This window comes from Streptomyces sp. NPDC047971 (genome assembly GCF_040653355.1).
Taxonomy (GTDB): Bacteria; Actinomycetota; Actinomycetes; order Streptomycetales; family Streptomycetaceae; genus Streptomyces.
In genome coordinates, this window is sequence record NZ_JBEZNW010000009.1 from 193,459 (window position 1) to 211,781 (window position 18,323).

Annotated in this window: 15 protein-coding genes; 1 reads left to right on the forward strand and 14 read right to left on the reverse strand. The window is 73.6% G+C overall.

The window, feature by feature from the left end; all coding sequences use genetic code 11:
• Window positions 1-31: 31 nt before the first annotated feature.
• From AB0D99_RS12320 to AB0D99_RS12370, 11 genes are all read right to left on the reverse strand, one after another.
• On the reverse strand, window positions 32-2,449 hold the full coding sequence (locus AB0D99_RS12320; RefSeq protein ID WP_362359424.1) for a vWA domain-containing protein: 2,418 nt from the start codon (window positions 2,447-2,449) through the stop codon (window positions 32-34).
• Between the two features lie 5 nt (window positions 2,450-2,454).
• Entirely contained in the window at window positions 2,455-3,033 is a 579-nt protein-coding gene (locus AB0D99_RS12325) for a Pycsar system effector family protein (protein WP_362359426.1), read from the reverse strand.
• Window positions 3,030-4,292 (reverse strand): hypothetical protein, encoded by a 1,263-nt coding sequence (locus AB0D99_RS12330; RefSeq protein WP_362359428.1) that lies wholly within the window; start codon window positions 4,290-4,292, stop codon window positions 3,030-3,032. Before AB0D99_RS12330 ends, AB0D99_RS12325 begins: the two co-directional genes overlap by 4 nt.
• The gene (locus AB0D99_RS12335) at window positions 4,289-6,694 is read right to left on the reverse strand and encodes a hypothetical protein (RefSeq protein WP_362359430.1); all 2,406 of its coding nucleotides are present in this window, start codon (window positions 6,692-6,694) and stop codon (window positions 4,289-4,291) included. The genes AB0D99_RS12330 and AB0D99_RS12335 overlap by 4 nt, the downstream gene beginning before the upstream one ends.
• Complete coding sequence (locus AB0D99_RS12340) at window positions 6,691-7,488, reverse strand: hypothetical protein (protein WP_362359432.1); 798 nt, start codon at window positions 7,486-7,488, stop codon at window positions 6,691-6,693. The genes AB0D99_RS12335 and AB0D99_RS12340 overlap by 4 nt, the downstream gene beginning before the upstream one ends.
• A 76-nt stretch (window positions 7,489-7,564) precedes the next feature.
• Window positions 7,565-8,284: a Crp/Fnr family transcriptional regulator gene (locus AB0D99_RS12345; protein ID WP_362359434.1), complete on the reverse strand. Its 720-nt coding sequence runs from the start codon at window positions 8,282-8,284 to the stop codon at window positions 7,565-7,567.
• Window positions 8,285-8,523: 239 nt separating this feature from the next.
• Window positions 8,524-11,097: a polynucleotide kinase-phosphatase gene (locus AB0D99_RS12350; RefSeq protein WP_362359436.1), complete on the reverse strand. Its 2,574-nt coding sequence runs from the start codon at window positions 11,095-11,097 to the stop codon at window positions 8,524-8,526.
• The gene (locus AB0D99_RS12355) at window positions 11,094-12,563 is read right to left on the reverse strand and encodes a 3' terminal RNA ribose 2'-O-methyltransferase Hen1 (RefSeq protein ID WP_362359438.1); all 1,470 of its coding nucleotides are present in this window, start codon (window positions 12,561-12,563) and stop codon (window positions 11,094-11,096) included. The genes AB0D99_RS12350 and AB0D99_RS12355 overlap by 4 nt, the downstream gene beginning before the upstream one ends.
• Window positions 12,564-12,609: 46 nt before the next feature.
• Window positions 12,610-13,536 (reverse strand): homocysteine S-methyltransferase, encoded by a 927-nt coding sequence (gene mmuM, locus AB0D99_RS12360; protein ID WP_362359440.1) that lies wholly within the window; start codon window positions 13,534-13,536, stop codon window positions 12,610-12,612.
• Window positions 13,537-13,563: 27 nt separating this feature from the next.
• Complete coding sequence (locus AB0D99_RS12365) at window positions 13,564-14,487, reverse strand: LLM class F420-dependent oxidoreductase (RefSeq protein WP_362359442.1); 924 nt, start codon at window positions 14,485-14,487, stop codon at window positions 13,564-13,566.
• Between the two features lie 55 nt (window positions 14,488-14,542).
• On the reverse strand, window positions 14,543-14,923 hold the full coding sequence (locus tag AB0D99_RS12370) for a nucleotide pyrophosphohydrolase (RefSeq protein WP_362359444.1): 381 nt from the start codon (window positions 14,921-14,923) through the stop codon (window positions 14,543-14,545).
• A gap of 352 nt (window positions 14,924-15,275) precedes the next feature.
• Here AB0D99_RS12370 and AB0D99_RS12375 point away from each other — a divergent pair, with 352 nt between their 5' ends.
• Window positions 15,276-15,494, forward strand: coding sequence for a hypothetical protein (locus AB0D99_RS12375; protein WP_362359446.1), 219 nt, complete (start codon window positions 15,276-15,278; stop codon window positions 15,492-15,494).
• Window positions 15,495-15,550: 56 nt separating this feature from the next.
• Here the strand turns inward: AB0D99_RS12375 and AB0D99_RS12380 are convergent, their stop codons facing one another.
• The 3 genes from AB0D99_RS12380 to AB0D99_RS12390 form a co-directional block, all read right to left on the reverse strand.
• Window positions 15,551-16,045, reverse strand: a complete 495-nt coding sequence (locus tag AB0D99_RS12380; RefSeq protein WP_362359448.1) for a DUF6099 family protein — start codon at window positions 16,043-16,045, stop codon at window positions 15,551-15,553.
• Window positions 16,046-16,465: 420 nt separating this feature from the next.
• Window positions 16,466-17,800, reverse strand: coding sequence for an ATP-binding protein (locus AB0D99_RS12385; RefSeq protein ID WP_362359450.1), 1,335 nt, complete (start codon window positions 17,798-17,800; stop codon window positions 16,466-16,468).
• Between the two features lie 55 nt (window positions 17,801-17,855).
• Window positions 17,856-18,275, reverse strand: coding sequence for a cell division protein SepF (locus tag AB0D99_RS12390; protein ID WP_362359451.1), 420 nt, complete (start codon window positions 18,273-18,275; stop codon window positions 17,856-17,858).
• Window positions 18,276-18,323 lie beyond the last annotated feature (48 nt).

Here is an 18,323-nt window from a genome sequence, read left to right on the forward strand (position 1 = left end):
TCCCCTTGGGACCCAGTGATGCCTGGTCCGGTCAGAAGTTCGGGTCCCATGTGCTGGTGGTCGTGGGCTGCTCCGCGCGGCCCTCGTCGGTGCCCGGTGTACGGCTCCGGTCCCGGCCGGTGCCGCGGTCGCCGGTGGCGGGGGCACGACGGCGGGGGACGCGGGCGCGCCAGCCGCCGGCACCGGGGGTGCGCTCCGTCCGCGTCGGTCCGCCGCCGTCGGTCCGACGCCCGGATCCGGTCTGTGCGCCGCCGCGGCCCGTGCGGCGGCCGTCGCCGACGACGATCTCGAAGTCGTCGAGTCCGGCCGGCACTCCGGGGCGTACGGAGAACTCCCGTCCGCCGTTCGGCCGCAGCAGGAGTTCGCCGGCGCCGGTGCGGCGCAGCCGGTGGGCGGAGGAGGCGCCGCGGGCCCGGCGCAGCGCGGGTGCCGCGCCCCTCGCCTCCTCGACCGTGAAGAGGTACTCGCCGCCGCTGCTCTGGCCGCTGCGGACGGTGATCGTGCTGAGGGACTGTCCGTCGCGGAGGAGTTCGAGCCGGACCCCGGTCAGGTCCTTGCGGCGACTGCGGGCGAGGAGCCGGATGCCCACGAAGGCGCCGGCGAGCAGGACGGCCGCCGCTGCGGCGGTCACCGCCCACCACCAGCGGTCCCACCAGGTGGGGGGTGCCTCGACGCGCACGTCGAGGAACGCGGTGTCCAGCGCCTGCCCGGCGTCCGAGGTGTCCAGGACCTCGACCAGGCCGCCGAGTTCGCCGACGGGGGTGCCCTTGCCCACGGTGACGGTGAAGTCGAACCTCGTCTTGCGGCCCGCCTCCGCGGTGACGGTGGCCGGGGACAGCTTCAGGTCGGAGCCGGCCGTCTGGTCCTTCAGGGCGAGGCGCAGGGTGTGCGGGCCGCTGTCGTTGTTGGTGATGTCGAGGGTGCCCCGCACGGTGTCGCCGGGATGCACGGTCACCCGGTCGACGGCGAGCCCGGCGGTGACGGCGGGGGTGCCCTCCGACCGTGTGGTGTTGAGCGGGCGGCGATCGGAGGTGACCCCGGGCGCCGCCATGTCCGTGACGAGCGTCAGATCGCCGGTGGCGGTGGCGGGGACGGTGATCCGGCCCGTGAAGCGGACGTCGCCCGCCCTGCGGTCGGGGGCGCGGCCGTCGTCGGTGAGGCGGACGGTGACGGGCGTGAAGCCGGCTCCGGTCAGGACGGCGGAGACCTTGACGCCTTCCAGCAGCTTGGGGTCGGTGATGACGACGCCGCGCCGGGTCTGCATCCGTACCTCGACGACGGCCTCCTGGCCGGCGCGCGGCGAGGCGGGGTCGAGCGTGACCTCGGAGCGGAGCCGGCCCTGCCAGATCGCCCGGACGGCGACCTCGCGGTCCCGGTGGCCCTCCGGGGCCTCGATGTGGACGCGCCAGCGGCCGGGCATCGGGTTCTTCACTCGCAGCGCCTCGACCGGGCCGTCCTGCCCGCTGACCTCGAAGGTGGAGCCGTCGAACTCGCCCTGCGTGGGCACCTTGCGCCCGCTCGGGTCGTAGTAGGTCACCCGCACCTTGGGGTCGTGCTTGCCGACCGTGAGCGAGCCGTCGGTGGCGATGGGCGGGATGATGACGGACAGGTCGGCGGGCGGTTTGCCGACGGTGCCGTGGGCGATCCGCGCGCAACGGGCGGCGGCGAAGGTCTCCTGGAGCGCCTTGTCGATCTCCGCCGCGGTGTCGACCACCCGCATCTTGGGGGTGGCCTCGGGCAGGTCCGCGCAGCGGCCGCGGTGGCCGCCCTCGGCCATGGCGGTGAGCGCCGCCCGGTCGATCCGGCCGCCGAAGCCGAGCGGCCAGATCTGGACGGACGCGGCGCGGGCGCGGGCGAGTTCCTCGGCGAGCCGCTTCTCGCCGTTGGCCTGGCGGTTGGCCTTGTCGGTGCCGTACTCGGGGCTGTCGCTGACGTCGAGCTTGCCGTCGGTGAGCAGGAAGACGACCTTGGGCGTGGTCTTGTCGCCGCTCTCGGTGAGCCGGGAGACGGCCTGGCGGATCGCGGCGGGGAAGTCGGTGCCGGGGCCCGTGGACGCGGCGTCGCGCCGGGTGAGGCGCGGGACGCAGTCGCTGAGCCCCTGGCGTCCGGCCGCGTCGGCGACGGTGAGCGGGCAGACCTCCCGTACCGGGGACTGGCCGGCCTTCTCGGCGCTGCCGAAGCCGATGACGGTGACCCGGGAGCGCTCGGATATCTCGCCCTGGCTGAGCAGCGCGGCCGCCTCGGTCTCGAGGGCCAGGTCCTTGTCGGCGAGGCTGGCGGACTGGTCGACGACGACGGCGAAGTCGATCGGGTCGGGGCCGTCGTCCGTCGGCGGGGCGGTCGTGAGGGCGGGGGTCCGCGAGGTCGCCGCGTCGGCGCCGGTGGGGCCGGACGTCGCGAGCAGCGCTCCGGCGAGGAGCAGGACGCCCGCGGTGTTTCTCCACTGCATTTCTCTCACCACAGTTCGCTGAAGAGGGCCGGCAGTGCGCCGAGCACGAGGGAGCAGACGCCCAGGCGCAGCCACCGGTATTTCGCGGCGAGCACGACACCGTGCACGCTCGCCTGTTCGAGGAGCCAGCCGGTGGCGTCCTCGCCGGACTCCGTGAGCCGGTCGCGCAGCGCGTCCGGGGGCGTCCCCGCCGTCAGGTCGCGCAGGAGGGTGCGGTCGGCGCCTATGCGGGTGCGCGGCAGGACCACCGAGACGAGCATCAGGACCCCGGCCGTCCACAGCGTCCCGGCGACGACGAGCAGGGCGACTCCCGCGCCGGAGGTGGGCAGCGGGCCGTTGTCCCGGGAGAAGACCACCGCCAGGAAGGCGAGGGCGCCGGAGAGCAGGATCGCCGCCTTGGTGTCGGCCCGGCCGATGTCCTCGCGGACGGTGACCAGGAGCCGGTCGGCCATGAAGCGCAGGTCTTCGGGGTCGGGAGCCGGGACCGGCGTGGCGTGGACGGGGTCGAGGGCGGGCGGGGGCGTCGGGGCCGCCGGGTCGGGGTGCGCCGGGGGCGGGACGGGCGCCGGCGGGGGCGTGGTCATTCGACGTCCCAGTCGTCGAAGTCGGAGCTGTGCCGGGAGCGGGAGGACCGCCCCCGGTTGTCGTCGCGGTCCCGCTCGGAGGAGGACTGGACGCGGGTCGGCTCGTACACCGGGCGTTCCCTCTCGCCCCGGTCGTCGCCCCGGTCGTCGCCCCGTCGGGTCTCCCGGCGGTCGTACCGGTCGTCCTCGGCCCCACGGCGGTCGGTGTCGGTGTCGGTGTCCTCGTCGTCGGCGTCCCACGGCGGCTGGACCGGTTCGGGCGTCCCCCGGTCCAGAGCGGGCCGCCCGCGGCCCGAACCGGACGGGTCCAGGACGTGTCCGGCAACTCCGTTCAGGACGGTTCCGGTGCTCTCCCGCAGGAACTCCAGCACCTGGTACATCGGTTCGCCGATGTCGTGGCGTTCCAGGACACCGGTGTCGAGGAGCCGGTTGAACACCGCGAGGAAGTCGGCCTGGCCCTCCCTCTTCTCGTGCTGGAGCTCGCGTCGGATGTCCCACTGCTTGTCGGGGTTCATCGCCATGTGGTGGGCGATCTGGGCGAGGTCGCCGCGCCGGAAGAGCTCTTCGAGATCGCGGGCGCGCTCGGCGACCAGCCGCCGTTCGGCCATGTCCTTGAGGCGCTGCTGCTCCATCTCGCGCTCGTCCACCTGCATGGCCACGGAAACCATGTCCCGCTTGCCGATCGCCTCCTTGATGGCGTCGTCCAGGTCGATGAAGACCAGCACCCGGGTCCGCAGCCCGAGGTCCGCGCCGAGGCTGAAGCGTCCGGAGCTCAGCTCGTCCCGTACGGCCTCGTCGGCGCGCTGGGCGTCGGTGAGCCGGAATCGGCGGGACACCGCGCGCAGTCCGTCGAGGAGGTCGTCGCGCAGCAGCTCGGCGACGTCCCAGACCTGCCGGGTGACGACGAGGTGCGGGTCGGCGACCTCCCACTGGACGCGGGCGGCGGCCTTGAAGAAGACTCCGTCGCCGGAGGCGGGCAGGGTGAGTTCGAACTCGGTGACGTTGCGCCCGAGCTGGACCTCGAAGACGGTGTAGGGGAAGCCCATGAGGGGCTTGTCGGTGTCCTCGTTCCGGTCGGGCCAGACGACCCGGTGGCCGCCGTTGCGGTAGAGCAGGACGGCGGCGATCTGACCGCTGTCGCGCTTGTACGGGGGCTTGCGCTCGCGGAGCAGCGGGCCCTTGGCCCCGTTGTTGCCGCGCTGATCCTGTTCCCGGCCCCGGCGCTCGTCCGAGGGGGCCTGGTGCCGCGGGTCGTTCATCGCGTCGCTCCTTCCGCGACGGCGTCCCACATCCGGCCCGCCGCGCGTTTGTCCATGGGCCGGTCCCGGTCTCCGACCAGCTCCTTCAGCAGCCCCCGCAGCCGGTCCCGGTCCCGGCGGCTGACACCGAGCAGCGGCAGGAGCCGGCAGACGTGTCCGAGCGCCTCCTCGTCCTTGGCGGCCCGGCGCAGCAGGCTGCCCAGACCGTCGAGTGCCACCTCGCCCGAGCGGGCGGCGTTGAGCGTGTGCCGCAGCAGGGCGCCGAGTTCCGGGGTGAGTTCGGGGTGGGTGGCGAGGAGGGCGACGAGCAGCGGCCGGGCGGCATGCGGTTCGAGCTCGGGCACGTCGCGCAGACCCCACAGATGGGTGGTCCGGAAGGTCAGGGTGTCGACCATGGTGACCAGGACCAGGTTGGCGAGGTTCAGCCGCCCGTCCTCGAGCCACTCGGCCATCCGTCGGGTCACCGTCTCCGGCTCCCCCGAGGCGAGGAGCCTCGCGACGCTGAACGCGGCCGAGGACAGGACGTCCACGTCGGTCGCCTCGCGTTCGCGGACCACCCGCGCGAGCCCGTCGAGCGAGCCGCTCACGGTGCCCGCGGCCAGCACGTAGCCGTGGGCGAGCAGGACCACGTCGCGCAGGTCGTCGTCGCCGGCCCACTCCTTCAGGACGGCGACGACGGCCGGCCGTACGCGGGGGTCGCGCGCGGCCTCGGCGAGTGCCGTGGCGGCGGCCATCCGCGGTACGGCGCCGTCCGTGACCGCCATCGGGGCGATCAGTTCGCCGAACCCGTGGATCCAGTCCCAGGAGCAGAGCACCCCGGCGGCGATGGAGGCGCGTACCCACACTTCCGGGCGGGCGTCGTCGCACAGCGAGCGGAGCCAGCGGGAGACCGGGCCGCGCACGTTGTGGTAACCGTGCCAGACCTCTCCGAGGACGGCGGTGGCCAGCGCGTCGCCCTGGAAGCGGATCGCCCGCACGGGCACCTTGGCGGGGCCGAGGTCGAGCTCGCCGTCCTCGACGACGGAGCGGGCGAGCACCGGACGGCTGTCGGCGTGGGTGCCGAACAGCCGCCTGCCCGCCGGGTGTTCGGGGTCGAGGGTGGAGCCGAGCTCCCAGGAGAGGAGTTCGGCGGCCTCGGCGGCGATGCTGTAGGCGGAGCCGTTGAAGACGGCGACGGCGATGCGGAACGCGGTGGCGTTGAGGGCGGGCTGCGCCTCGGGCAGGGTGCCGGGTCGGTCCGCGCCCGCGAACCAGGCGCGGGCCTGGGCCCGGACGAACGCCGTGCAGTCCGCGAGGAGTTCCTCGTGGGTGAGTTCCTCCTTCTGCCGCCGGGCCAGATGGTCGGCGAGCCGGGCGGCCTCGCGCGGCCGTAACGCGTCGAGCCCCAGGGCCTTGGTCACCTCGGGCTGTCGGGCGAGGTCGCGCGCGGAGTCCAGGGCGCCGACGGGTTCGCCGCGCAGCAGCTGCCGCAGGTGACGGTGGAGGACCTCGTCGGAGGGCGGGGGCGGGCAGTACACGCCGTACCGTCCGCGCATCATCCGGTCGGCGAGATCGCCGCTCTCGACGAGGACGACGCCGTACCCGTCCTGTTCGCGCAGTTGCCGGCTGAACCGGTCGAGGTGCAGTTCGGAGAGACGGACGCGGGAGCGGCGGGCCCGGTCCCGGGGCTCGTCCCGGCCGCCGGGCGGCTCGTGGTCGGGGCGGGCGTCGTCGGACGGCAGCTCCAGGAGGTGGCCGCAGGCCCGCTCCAGGACGTCGGTCTCGATCTCGTCGACCCGGTGGCGGGGGTCGAGGCGGGCGACCTTGTGGTCGGTGAGTTCGGAGAGCAGGGCGAGGGCGGTGGCCTTGCGGCCGCTGCCGCTCTCGCCGCACAGGACCAGGAGACGGTTCTCCCGCAGGAGTTCCCTCATCCGTACGTAGCCGGGGACCTCGCAGTAGACGTCGTCCAGCTGTCGGAGGGTCTCCTCGGGCACGCGTCCCTGCACGATGTCCGAGCGGGCGCCCGGGCTCGTCCAGTACTGGGTGATGAACTGGTTGCCCTCGTATATCTGGCCGTCGCGGCCGAATTCGTAGCTGCGGCCGGCGGGGCGCGGTGCGAGGGTGCGCAGCGCCGCGCGTGCGGTGCCGGCGCCGCCGGTGCCGCCCACGCCGTCGACGGGGCTGCGGCCGGCCCGGTCGAAGGGGTTGGCCTCGGGCTGTTGTTCCCCGGCGGTGTCGGCCCGGTCGGCGCCGGGCCGGTCGGCTGGGGCTCGGTCGCCGCCGGCCCGGTCACCACCGGGCCGGTCGCCGCCGTGCCGATCGCCGCCCGCCCGGTCGCCGCCGGCGCCCGAGGAGTCGCCCCCGGCGGAGCGGCCGTCGTCCCTGGGCTCGTCGCGTGCCGCGGCACCGTCCTCGTCGCTCATGCGCCCTCCCCGTGCCGGATTCCGGTGATGCCGCCGTGGATGGTGTTGTCCTTGATCACCACGAGGTCACGGCCCGCCCGGTAGCTGTCGCCCGGGGAGGGGGGCTTGGTGGGCGGTGGGCCGTCCCCCCGCGTCGGCCCACCGCCGGTCTCGGGGTCACCACGGCCGTCCCCGCCGTCCGGCCCGCCGAACGGCGGCATCGGCGGCGCGGGTCTGCGCGGGATGTGGAACCAGGCGGTCTCGTCGGTCTCCTTGGAGCGCACCCGGGCCTGCCGGTAGTGCCCCGGCTCGACATAGCGGCCGCCTTCGACGACCACGTTGTCGTAGAGCCAGCCGGAGACGACGACGAGCAGGTCGGCGTCGGGCGCGGCCGTCATGATCTGTTTGGCCGTGGGGCTGTCGCAGAGCCGGCAGGCCAGGTCGACCGCGCGGCCGACGAGACCGTGGTCGTCCTCCAGGACGAGTCCCGCGTTCATGCCGATCCGCATCCGCAGGCGGTCCCGGCGGCCCGCGTTGTGTTCGCGCAGGCTCTCGTACAGGGTGTCGATCCACCGTCCGACCATGAGCGCCGGGGGGACGTCCGGGCGCAGCGCCCCGAGGATGCCGTCGCCGCGGTCCTCCTGGTGGACCGTGCCCGGTTCGACGCCGACGGCGGCGTACGCCTCGCCGAACGCCTCGTACATGGCGGCGCGCATCCGTCGCTTCGTGTCCATGCCCCAGGTGCCGGATCCGGCCGCGTCGCCGAAGACGACGAGGCGGTGAATCGCTCCCGCGCTCGCTCCCGCACTGCTCACTCGGACTCCCTGTGTGCCGTGTTGCCGTGGTGACGGGTCAAGCCTGGCCGCGCGCGGCGGCCGGCGATGTAGCCGTTTACACACCCGGCGGAGGTTTCTCCGCCGATTTCGTGTGGGGGGATCCGCCCTGGGCCAGCAGGATCAGGACGGGCATGTCGATGACGACCACACGGCGGTTCGCCGTGCGGACGACGTCCTGTTCCCGTAGCAGCCGGAGGGCCTTGGCCACCGCTTCCCGGGTGGCTCCTATGGCGGCCGCCAGGTCGTGCTGGGGAAGCGGGAGTTCGAGTACGGTGCCGGCGTCCGCGCGTCGGCCCGCCCGCTCGGCGAGCTCGACCAGGCGTGCGGCGAGCCGCTGGAGCACGGTCTCGGAGGCGAGGGAGCGGCGCTCGACGTCGGCGCTGCGCAGCCGGGCGGAGAGTTGCCGCAGGATCAGCGAGGTGGCGTGCGGATGGGCGGCGAGGAAGCGGCGGAAGCGGTCGCCGGTGATGGCGACGGCCTCGACGCGGCCGAGCGCGGTGACGGTGGCGCTGCGCGGCCTGCGGTCCACGGCGGCGAGGTCCCCGACGACCTCTCCCTCGCCGCGCAGGGCGAGGATGAGGCGGGTGCCGCGCTCGGTGTCGACCGAGACGACGGACCAGCCGGACAGGAGCGCGAGGACGTGCCCGGTGGTGTCGCGCTCCCGGATCATCACCTCGCCGGGCTCGTAGACGTGGGTGTTCCCCTCGGCGAGGAGTGTCCGGCGGTCCCGCTCGGGCAGGGCGTGGAGGAAGCGGTCCTGGCCGAAAAGGCTCAACTCCGTCCACCCCCGCCCGTGAAGCCGTGGAAGCCACGTGGGGCCGTGCCCGCGCTCGCCTCGGTGTGTTGGTTCCCACCTCATGTGGTGACCGCAGGCACTCTGTTGACACTGCGTCACGTCGTGGGGTGAAGAACGCTAGGGGCTGGCGAAGAAGCCCGTCAACGGGCACGGGGGGCGCAGGGGAGCGTAACTATCCACTCCCCTGCGCCCCCCGTGGGGACCGTGTCACGGACGGGTCACAGACGCGGGTCCACCGGCTCGGACTCCAGTGCGAGCACCGCGAAGACCGCCTCGTGGACCCGCCACAGCGGCTCTCCCTCGGCGAGCCGGTCCAGCGCCTCCAGGCCGAGCGCGTACTCGCGCAGCGCGAGCGAGCGCTTGTGGCCGAGGAAGCGGTTGCGCAGACGCTCCAGGTTCTCCGGGCGGGTGTACTCGGGGCCGTAGATGATCCGCAGGTACTCCCGGCCGCGGACCTTGACGCCCGGCTGGACGGGTCGGCCGTCGCGGCCGAGCGCGGGCGAGCGCCGGTTCGGCGCGAGCGGCTTGACGACCATGCCCTCGCCGCCGGCCGCCGTCATCTCCAGCCACCAGTCGACGCCGGTCCGTACCGACGCCTCGTCACCCGTCTCGACCACGAGCCGTCGTGTGACCTGCAGCAGACCGGTGGGGTCCGCCTCGACGATCCGGTCGAGCCACCGGAGCTGCTCGTCGTGCGGCACGGCCGCCAGCGAGCGCCCCGGCGCGGCGAGGATCTGGAAGGGCGCGAAGCGCACACCGTCGAGTCCCTGCGTCGGCCAGCAGTACCGCCGGTACGCCTCCGTGAACGCCTCGGCGTCCGCCGCCCGTTCACGCTGCTTGGCGAGGAGCCCGTCTAGGCCGTCCACGCCCCGTGCCGCCGCCTGCTCCAGTGCGCCGAGCGCGCCGGGGAAGACCGAGCGGGAGGCCGCGCCGACCGCCGCGTACTGCGAGCGCAGCAGCCCGCCGGACTTCAGCGACCAGGGCATCAGCTCGCCGTCGAACAGCAGCCAGTCCGCCGCGCCGGAGCCGCTGTCGGACGCGGTGAGCTCGTCCCACAGTCCGGCGGCGCCGATCGCCGCACGCAGCCGATCGAGGACCTGCTCGGTGACGGCCGGATCGTCGAAGAACGGGCGTCCGGTACGCGTGTGCAGGGCGCCGGTGGCTCCGACCACCCCGAATCGTTCCCGCGCCACCTCCTCGTCGCGACAGACGAGGGCGACGGCCCGGGAGCCCATGTGCTTCTCCTCGCACACGACCCGCTCGACACCGTCCGCCCGGTACTGGGCGAACGCCTCGGCCGGGTGCTCCAGATAGCCCTCCTCCTTGGAGGTCTGCGTGGGAGCCATCGTCGGCGGCAGGTAGGCGAGCAGCCGCGGATCGACCGCGAACCGGCTCATGACCTCCAGAGCCGCCGCCGCGTTCTCCTCCCGCACGGACACGTTGCCCAGGAGACGGGTCTCCACGATCCGGCGTCCGTGCACGTCGGCGAGGTCGAGCGGACGTCCCTGGTGGCCGCCGGGCGCCTCGGTCGCCAGCGGCCGGGCCGGTTCGTACCAGACCTTCTCCGCCGGTACGTCGACCAGTTCGCGCTCCGGCCAGCGCAGCGCGGTCATCTTCCCGCCGAAGACGGCCCCGGTGTCCAGGCAGATGGTGTTGTTGATCCACGAGGTGTTCGGGACGGGCGTGTGGCCGTAGACCACCGTGGCGCGGCCGCGGTAGTCCTCCGCCCAGGGGTAGCGCACCGGGAGACCGAACTCGTCGGTCTCGCCCGTCGTGTCCCCGTACAGCGCGTGCGAGCGCACGCGGCCGGAGGTCCGGCCGTGGTACTTCTCCGGAAGACCGGCGTGGCAGACGACGAGCCTGCCCTCGTCGAGGACGTAGTGGCTGACGAGCCCGTCGATGAACGCGCCGACCTCGGCCCGGAACTCCTCGGACTCGCGGCCCAGCTGCTCGATGGTCTCGGCGAGCCCGTGCGTCTCCTGGACCTTGCGGCCCTTGAGCCAGCGCCCGAGCTTGTTCTCGTGGTTTCCGGGCACGCAGAGCGCGTCACCGGCCGCGACCATGGACATGACGCGCCGCAGGACGCCAGGGCTGTCCGGGCCTCGGTCGACGAGGTCGCCGACGAACACCGCCGTGCGCCCCTCGGGGTGGTGGCCGTCGACGTATCCGAGTCCGGCGAGCAGGGTCTCCAGCTCGGAGCGGCAGCCGTGGATGTCGCCGATGATGTCGAAGGGCCCGGTGAGGTGACGCAGGTCGTTGAACCGCTTCTCCAGCACGACCTCGGCCGCCTCCACCTCCTCGACGCCGCGCAGCACGTGCACCTTGCGGAAGCCCTCGCGCTCCAGCCCGCGCAGCGAGCGGCGCAGTTCACGGCGGTGGCGCTGGACGACGTGGCGCGGCATGTCCGCGCGGTCGGGGCGGGCCGCGTTCCGGGCCTGGCAGACCTCCTCGGGAAGGTCGAGGACGATGGCGATGGGCAGCACGTCGTACTCCCGGGCCAGCCGCACCAGCTGGCGCCGTGCCTCCTGCTGGACGTTGGTGGCGTCCACGACGGTCAGCCGGCCCGCCTCCAGACGCTTGCCCGCGATGTAGTGCAGGACGTCGAAGGCGTCCTTGCTGGCGCTCTGGTCGTTCTCGTCGTCGGCGACCAGACCGCGGCAGAAGTCGGAGGAGATGACCTCGGTGGGCTTGAAGTGGCGGCGGGCGAAGGTGGACTTGCCGGAGCCGCTCGCACCGATCAGGACCACGAGGGACAGGTCGGTGACGGGCAGCTTGCGGGTGGTGTCGGTCATGCCGAGTCCTCCTTCGGGGTCGGGGTGGTGGTGAGGGTGAAGACGGCCATCTGGGTGGGCGGGCCGACCTCGGGATCGTCCGGGCCGACGGGCGTGTACGCGACCTCGTAGCCGTACTGTCCGGCGACGCGCGCCGCCCAGTCGCGGAACTCCTCGCGGGTCCACTCGAAGCGGTGGTCGCCGTGCCGGACGTGTCCGGCGGGGAGGGACTCCCAGCGGACGTTGTACTCGACGTTCGGCGTGGTCACGAGGACCGTCCGGGGACGGGCCGAGCCGAAGACGGCGAATTCGAGCGCGGGCAGCCGGGGCAGGTCGAGGTGCTCGATGACCTCGCTCAGCACGGCCGCGTCGTAGCCGGTCAGCCGCTTGTCGGTGTACGTGAGCGAGCCCTGGATCAGCTTCACCCGGCCCGCCTGCCGCTCGCCGAGCCGGTCGAGCCGCAGCCGCCGACCGGCGACGGTCAGGGCGCGTACGGACACGTCGACACCGACGATGTCGGTGAAGCGCACGTCCTTGAGCAACGCCTGCACCAACTGGCCCTGTCCGCAGCCGAGATCGAGCACACGGGTGGCGTCGGCGGCGCGCAGCGCGGCGAGGATCGCGTCCCTGCGCTGCTCGGCGAGCGGGACGGGCCTCTCCTCGGTGTCCGTGTTCTCGTCGACCGCGTTGTCGAGGTCATCGACCTCCAGCCCGTCGCTCTCGGCCAGGCGCACCAGCTCCAGCCGCTCCATGGCCTGCCGGGCCAGGCTCCAGCGGCGGGACAGATAGCGGCTGGTGATCAGCTTCTGCTCGGGGTGGTCGGCGAGCCAGCCGTCACCTGCGCGCAGCAGCTTGTCGACCTCGTCGGGCGAGACCCAGTAGTGCTTGGCGTCGTCGAGGACCGGCAGCAGGACGTAGAGCTGGTTGAGGGCATCGGCGAGCCGCAGCTCCCCTTCGAGGACGAGCCGCACGTAGCGGGAGTCGCCCCACTCGGGGAACGCGGTGTCGAGCACCACCGGCTCGGCGTCGACGGTGTCCCAGCCGAGGGGCCCGAACAGCTTGCGGACCAGCTCGGCTCCGCCGCGCGCCGGCAGCGCCGGTACCTCCACGCGCAGCGGCAGCGGCTCCGCGGCCCGCTCGGGCATGGCCTTGCACGTGCCGTGGAGGGCGCTCTTGAAGACCGTGGCCAACGCGACGGCGAGCAGCGAGGACGCGGCGTAGGGCCGGTCGTTCACGTACTGCGCGAGCGCGGAGTCGGGAGCGCCGCCCCGGCCCTTGCCCTTGCCGCGCCGCACGAGCCCGATGGGGTCCACCTCCAGGAGGAGGGCGGCCGTGCACCGCTCGGCGCTCGCCTCGGGGTAGAGGACATGGGCCCGGCCGTGCGAGGTCGAGAACGACTGCGCGTTGTCGGGATGCTTGTGCAGCAGGAAGCCCAGATCTGTCGCGGGTCGCTCGGGGGTGCCGGTTGTACTGATCGTCAGGAACACACGTCCGAGTATGGTCCGCCGGTCCCCCTCCGACCAGGCATTTTCCTCAGCGGTCGGCGGGTCCCGAGGTCGTCGGTCCCAGCGCGGCGGCCAAGGCCGCGATCCTGTCGGGGCCGACCCGGCAGCAGCCTCCCAGGAGCCGCGCCCCCGCCGCGGTCCAGGCTCGCATCCGGCCGGGGTCGAAGGAGCCGCTCCCGCGCCAGGACCGGGCCCGGGCGTCCCACTCCTCGCCGCTGTTGGGGTAGACGACCACCGGCTTCCCCGTGGCCCCCGCGGCGATCTCCACGGCGCGGCCCGCGTCCCTCGGCTCGCAGCAGTTGACCCCGACCGCGATCACCTGGTCGCTCTCCGCGGCCGCTGCGAACGCCTCCACGAGCGGCTGTCCCGCGCGGGTCCGCTCCCCCGCGACGGTGTACGAGAGCCAGACCGGCACCCCGCACCCCTCGGCCGCCCGGAGCAGCGCCTCGGCCTCGTCCACGTCGGGCACCGTCTCCAGGGCCAGCACGTCCGGCGCGGCCGCCGCCAGGGCCTCGATGCGGGGCCGGTGGAAGCGCTCCAGCTCCGCCACCGTCAGTCCGTACCGGCCGCGGTACTCGCTCCCGTCCGCGAGCACCGCCCCGTACGGGCCGACCGACCCGGCGACCCACACCTGCTCGGCGGCCTCCTCCCCCGCCGCCCGGGCCAGCTCCACCCCGAGCCCGATCAGCCGTGCCGTCTCGGTCCGGCCGATGCCGCGCCGGGCGAAGCCCTCGAAGCTCGCCTGGTAGCCGGCGGTGATGAGGACCCGGGCCCCCGCCCGGACGTACGCCGTGTGCGCGGCGACGATCTGTTCGGGCCCGTCGGCGAGGAGCCGGGCCGACCACAGCGCGTCACGCAGGTCGCAGCCCTGGGCCTCCAGCTGGTTGGAGAGTCCGCCGTCGAGGACGAGCACCTCGGCGGCGAGCGCCTCGGCGAGGGTGCGGGCGGGTGCCATCGGGGGTCCTTCCGAGGGGTCCTTCCGTCAGTCCAGCTGCGACTGGACCTGGGCGGCGATCAGTTCAAGGTGGTCCAGGTCGTCGAGGTCGAGGACCTGGAGGTAGATCCTGGACGCTCCGATCGCGCCGTACCGGCCGATCTTGTCGACCACCTCGGCGGGCGAGCCGGCCAGGCCGTTGGCCTTCAGCTCCCGTACCTCGCGGCCGATGGCCGCGGCCCGCCGGGCCACCTCCGCGTCGTCCTTTCCGACGCAGACGACGAGGGCGTTGGAGTAGACCAGGTCGTCGGCCTTGCGGCCGGCGGCCTCGGCGGCGGCGCGGACCCGTCCGAACTGCCGCTCGCTGTCCTCCAGCGAGGCGAACGGGATGTTGAACTCGTCGGCGTACCGTGCGGCGAGCCGCGGGGTACGGCTCGCCCCGTGCCCGCCGATGAGCACCGGGATCTTCGCCTGCGCCGGCTTGGGCAGCGCGGGCGAGTCGACGAGCTGGTAGTGCCGCCCCTCGTACGAGAACCTCTTGCCGATCTCGGTGCCCCACAGGCCGGTGACGATCGCCAGCTGCTCCTCCAGCCGGCCGAACTTCTCCTTGGGGAACGGAATCCCGTACGCCCGGTGCTCCTCCTCGAACCACCCGGCTCCCAGACCCAGTTCGACCCGACCACCGGACATCTGGTCGACCTGGGCGACCTGGATGGCCAGGACTCCCGGAAGGCGGAAGGTGCCGGCCGTCATCAGCGTCCCGAGACGGATCCGGCTGGTCTCCCGGGCCAGGCCGGCCAGCGTGATCCACGCGTCGGTCGGCCCGGGCAGGCCGTCGGCGGATCCCATGCTGACGTAGTGGTCCGAGCGGAAGAAGGCGTCGAAGCCGAGGTCCTCGGTGGCCTTCGCCACCGCGAGAAGGGTGTCGTAGTCGGCCCCCTGCTGGGGCTCGGTGAAGATTCGGAGATCCATGCCTCCATCCTGCACCGCCGGGTGGCGGTCAACCTCCCGGGTGACGGGTGGGCGATCACTCCGACGAGTGACCGTCCCCGTCCTCCGTGGCCTCCTCGGACCTGCCCGGCGGCCGGCCGACCGGGAAGCGGAGCTCGTTCCTGTCGATCTTCGCCGCGAGCGCGGCGAGCGGATCGACACCGAGGACGCCGCAGAACTGGAGCAGATACGCCAGCACATCCGCGACCTCGTCCTCGACCCGGTGTGCCCGCTCGGGGTCGGACATCACCCGGTCCGCCTCGTCGGGCGTCAACCACTGGAAGATCTCCAGCAGTTCGGCCGCCTCGACGCTGAGCGCCGCCGCCAGGTTCTTGGGCGTGTGGTACGGCTGCCACTCCCGCGAGGCCGCGAACTCGGCCAGTCTGCGCTGCAATCCCGCTACATCCAGTTCCGTCACGGCATCAGGTCTATCACCGGCGGGGGGCCGGCGGGCGTTCCGGTCCTCACGTCCCCCTCCGTCCCGGGGTCCGGGGGCGAGGGGCTCCCGATCCAGGTGGGGCGTCGCCCGGTGCGACCTGGGCGAATGTCCGTCAACGCGTCCGTCAGCGCCCGGACCGCGCCAGCCCGGTCGGGTGAATACCCGCCTCCCGGCGGGACACCTCCACCGAGGCCAGTGACCGGGGCCCGGCGCGCGTCGTTGGCTCGGGCGGAGCCGGACCGCCCGGCCCGCGCGCCGGCGGCCGCTGCCGGTGCGTCGTTCTCACGTGTGGCCCTCCCTCGCGGGACGGGCCTGGGCCGAGGAGGCCGCCATGTCCCAGGAAGCCCCGCCCGAAAAGGCGATGCCCGAGCAGCCGGTCCAGCATTCCGTGCCGGAGCAGAAGGGCCCCGGCGCGCCCAAGGGTCTGCTCCAGCAGATGGAGGAGATGATGGCGGCGCTCACCGCCGATCTGTCGCGGCTCGACGCCGACCTGCAGTCCTCGGCGGAGCGCCATGAGCCGCCGGCCGAGGGCGAGCCCCTCCCACGCTGAGCGCGCGCCGGCCGTCCACCGCCCGCTCCCACGGCGGGTGCCCCCGCGGTTCCCCTTCATGAGGGCCCCGCCGGGCCCGCCCGCTCACGGGCGACGTCGGGCGGCCGGTCCCGCTCCCGCACCGCGAGCCTGCGCAGCATCCCCCGCACCCGGTCGTTCGACTCGTCGGCCGCGTCGATCGCCTCGATGCACTGCCAGTAGAGCCCCTCCTCGTCGGTGACGCAGGCCACCCCCACCAGCGCGATTCCCACCTCTCCCAGGAGTGCGCTCAGCGCCGTCAGGGCCACGCGCGTGTCCCCCACCTCGGTCAGCTGAGCGGCTCTCAGACCGCCTGTGCGCAGCGCGGGATGGTCGACCATCCCGCGCCCGCCTCCTATCTCGCTCAACCCCCGGGCCTCGCCCCGCAGTTCCAGCGGTCCCGCGAGCGCGAGGTGATTCCCCACCGCCTGGGCGAGGGCCTGTGCCTGCCACGCCTCCGCCACGATGTCCAACGCTTCCCTGCTCCGCGCCAGTGCGTTCCGCCCTGTCGCGATCAGTCGCTCCGCCTCCATCGATGCCGCCCCCGTTCGTACGACTTACTGCCCACTCACTCCACTACCCAGAGTGAAGGCGCCTGAGCCCCAACGCCAGAGGAATTCGGAAATCTGTGGACAGGAAGCTCGATGGGGAAATTCCGATCACTCCGAAGAGTGACGATCATCGTTCGCGGCGGCACCCACGGAGCGCCTGGGGGTCAACCCCCGCGGCAGGGCTCCCCGTTCCGGCCGACGCTCCCCTTCGAGGGCCGCCTCGCCCACCGCTGCACCTTCGCCCCTCGCGCGGCTTCACCCTCAGCGACACCTCGCCCCCCGCGCGGCTTCACCCACCGCGGCGCCTCCCCCTACGGCACCGCTTCGGCGATCGCGGCGTCTTCGCCCACTCGCTCGCCACCGCTCGCCTCGCCGTCGCTCGCCTCGCCACCGCTCCCTCGCTCACCGCACCAGCTCCACGAGCGACACGCCGGGTGTCTCCCGCGCGCTCGCCGCGGCCGTCTCCCCGACGGTCGCCACGAGCCTCATGTGCCCGCCGGCGCAGATGGTGGTGGCGAGGTCCAGCAGCTCCCGGAGCTGACGGCGGTCCAGGCCCCGGTCGAGCCCGTCCGCGAGCACGGTCAAGGTCCGCATGGCTGCCGGCACTTCGGCGAGCTGGTCCATGGCGAGCACCCCCGGGCCGGTGAGCAGGACCAGCGCGAGCGCGAGATAGCGGAGCTCCCCGTCCCCGAGCCGCCCCAAGGGAGTGGGCACCCCGCGCTCCAGGACCGCCCGGACCGTCCCGTCCGGCAGTTCCTCGACACCGAGCCCCGCCACCGGACCCGCGCACCCCGCGCCCGCGACCGAGGCCAACCGGGCGTGCCGGCGCGGGCAGTCGGTGTGGGTGCGGTGCAGTACCTCCGCGAGGTTGTCGCACCCTCGCCTGAGCAAGCCCTCCCCGGTCGGCACGGGGGCGCGCATCCGGTCGGGGCGGGGATCGCAGACGAAGACGGAGCGCAGCGCCACCACGACCTGTTCCGCAGCCGCCAGGACGTCCAGCTGCCCCTTCGTCTTCCCGGCGACCCGCAGGGGCAGGAGTGCCGTGCCCAGCAGGTCGTCGGGGAACGGCGCGCGCGTGACGGGGGTGGCTCCGGCGGTGTGCCATGCGGCCTGGACGGAGTCGCGGCCGGGGTCGCGGAGGGCGGTGGTGAGCAGGGTGCGGCCGCGGGAGGTGAGCCGTTCGCCGACGATCCGGAGCCGGGGTTCGGCCTGCACGGCGATGTCGAGGTGGACGGGTCCGACCGGGCCGTCGACCGTGCACCCGATCCGGAACCCCCGCCTCCCCTGGGCGTCCGGCCTGGCTCGTTCGGGAACGCAGTCGGCCGCGTCGGGGAAGACGGTCGCGAGATCGTCGCCCGCGCCCAGCCGCGCCAGCGCCTCGTACGCCCGCAGGGCACTGGATTTCCCGCTCCCGCTCGCCCCGGCGAAGAGCGTCACCGGCCCCAGGGGGTGGACGGCCGCGCGGTGCCCCGCGAAGGCGGAGAGGCGCAGTTCGGTGACGGCGGGGCGGGCGGGACGCCGTGCGGAGCCGCCCACGAGGTGGCGCGGCGTGTCCTCCGGGGATTCGCACGGGGAGTCGCCCACGCCGTCGTACGCGGCGCGGTGGCCGGAGTCGTACGGGGGGTGGTGCGCGACGCGGCGCGCGGCCTCCCTCGCGGGAGCGGGAGCGGGAGCGGGAACGAGGGTGGAGGTGGCGGAAGCATCGGAATCGGGCGTAGGGCCGCCGGTGAAGTGCATGATCGGACCGTACGCAGACCGGTGTATGACGAACCGTTACACCGAGATGACCTTCCTACGATCGGGGGACGGCGACCCCCAGGTCGTCGTCCTCCGACTCCGGCGCGCCCTCGACCTCGGTGCCGGCGGGGGTCAGCAGGAAGACGTTGCGGTCGACGCGGTGCATGGAACTGCCGAGCCCGAAGACCACGCCGCTGCTGAAGTCCAGGATCCGCTTGGCCACTTCGGTGTCGGCGCCGGTCAGGTCCAGCAGCACGGGGATCTGGGCGACGAGGTACTCGGCGACCTCACGGGCATCGGCGAAGACCTGCACCCGCAGGACGATCATGCGGCGCTGCTCCGCGGCCTCGTACGGATCGTGCATCGCGCGGTGGTCGACTCTTGACGGCCATTCGTCACGGCCGCGCAGGGGGACGACCTGCGCGAGGCCCTCCCACTGCTCGTCGGTGACGTCGTACCTCTCGTACCTACTCATGCCACCATCCTCCCGTCCCTCACCCGTTCGGCCCAACAACGACACGGC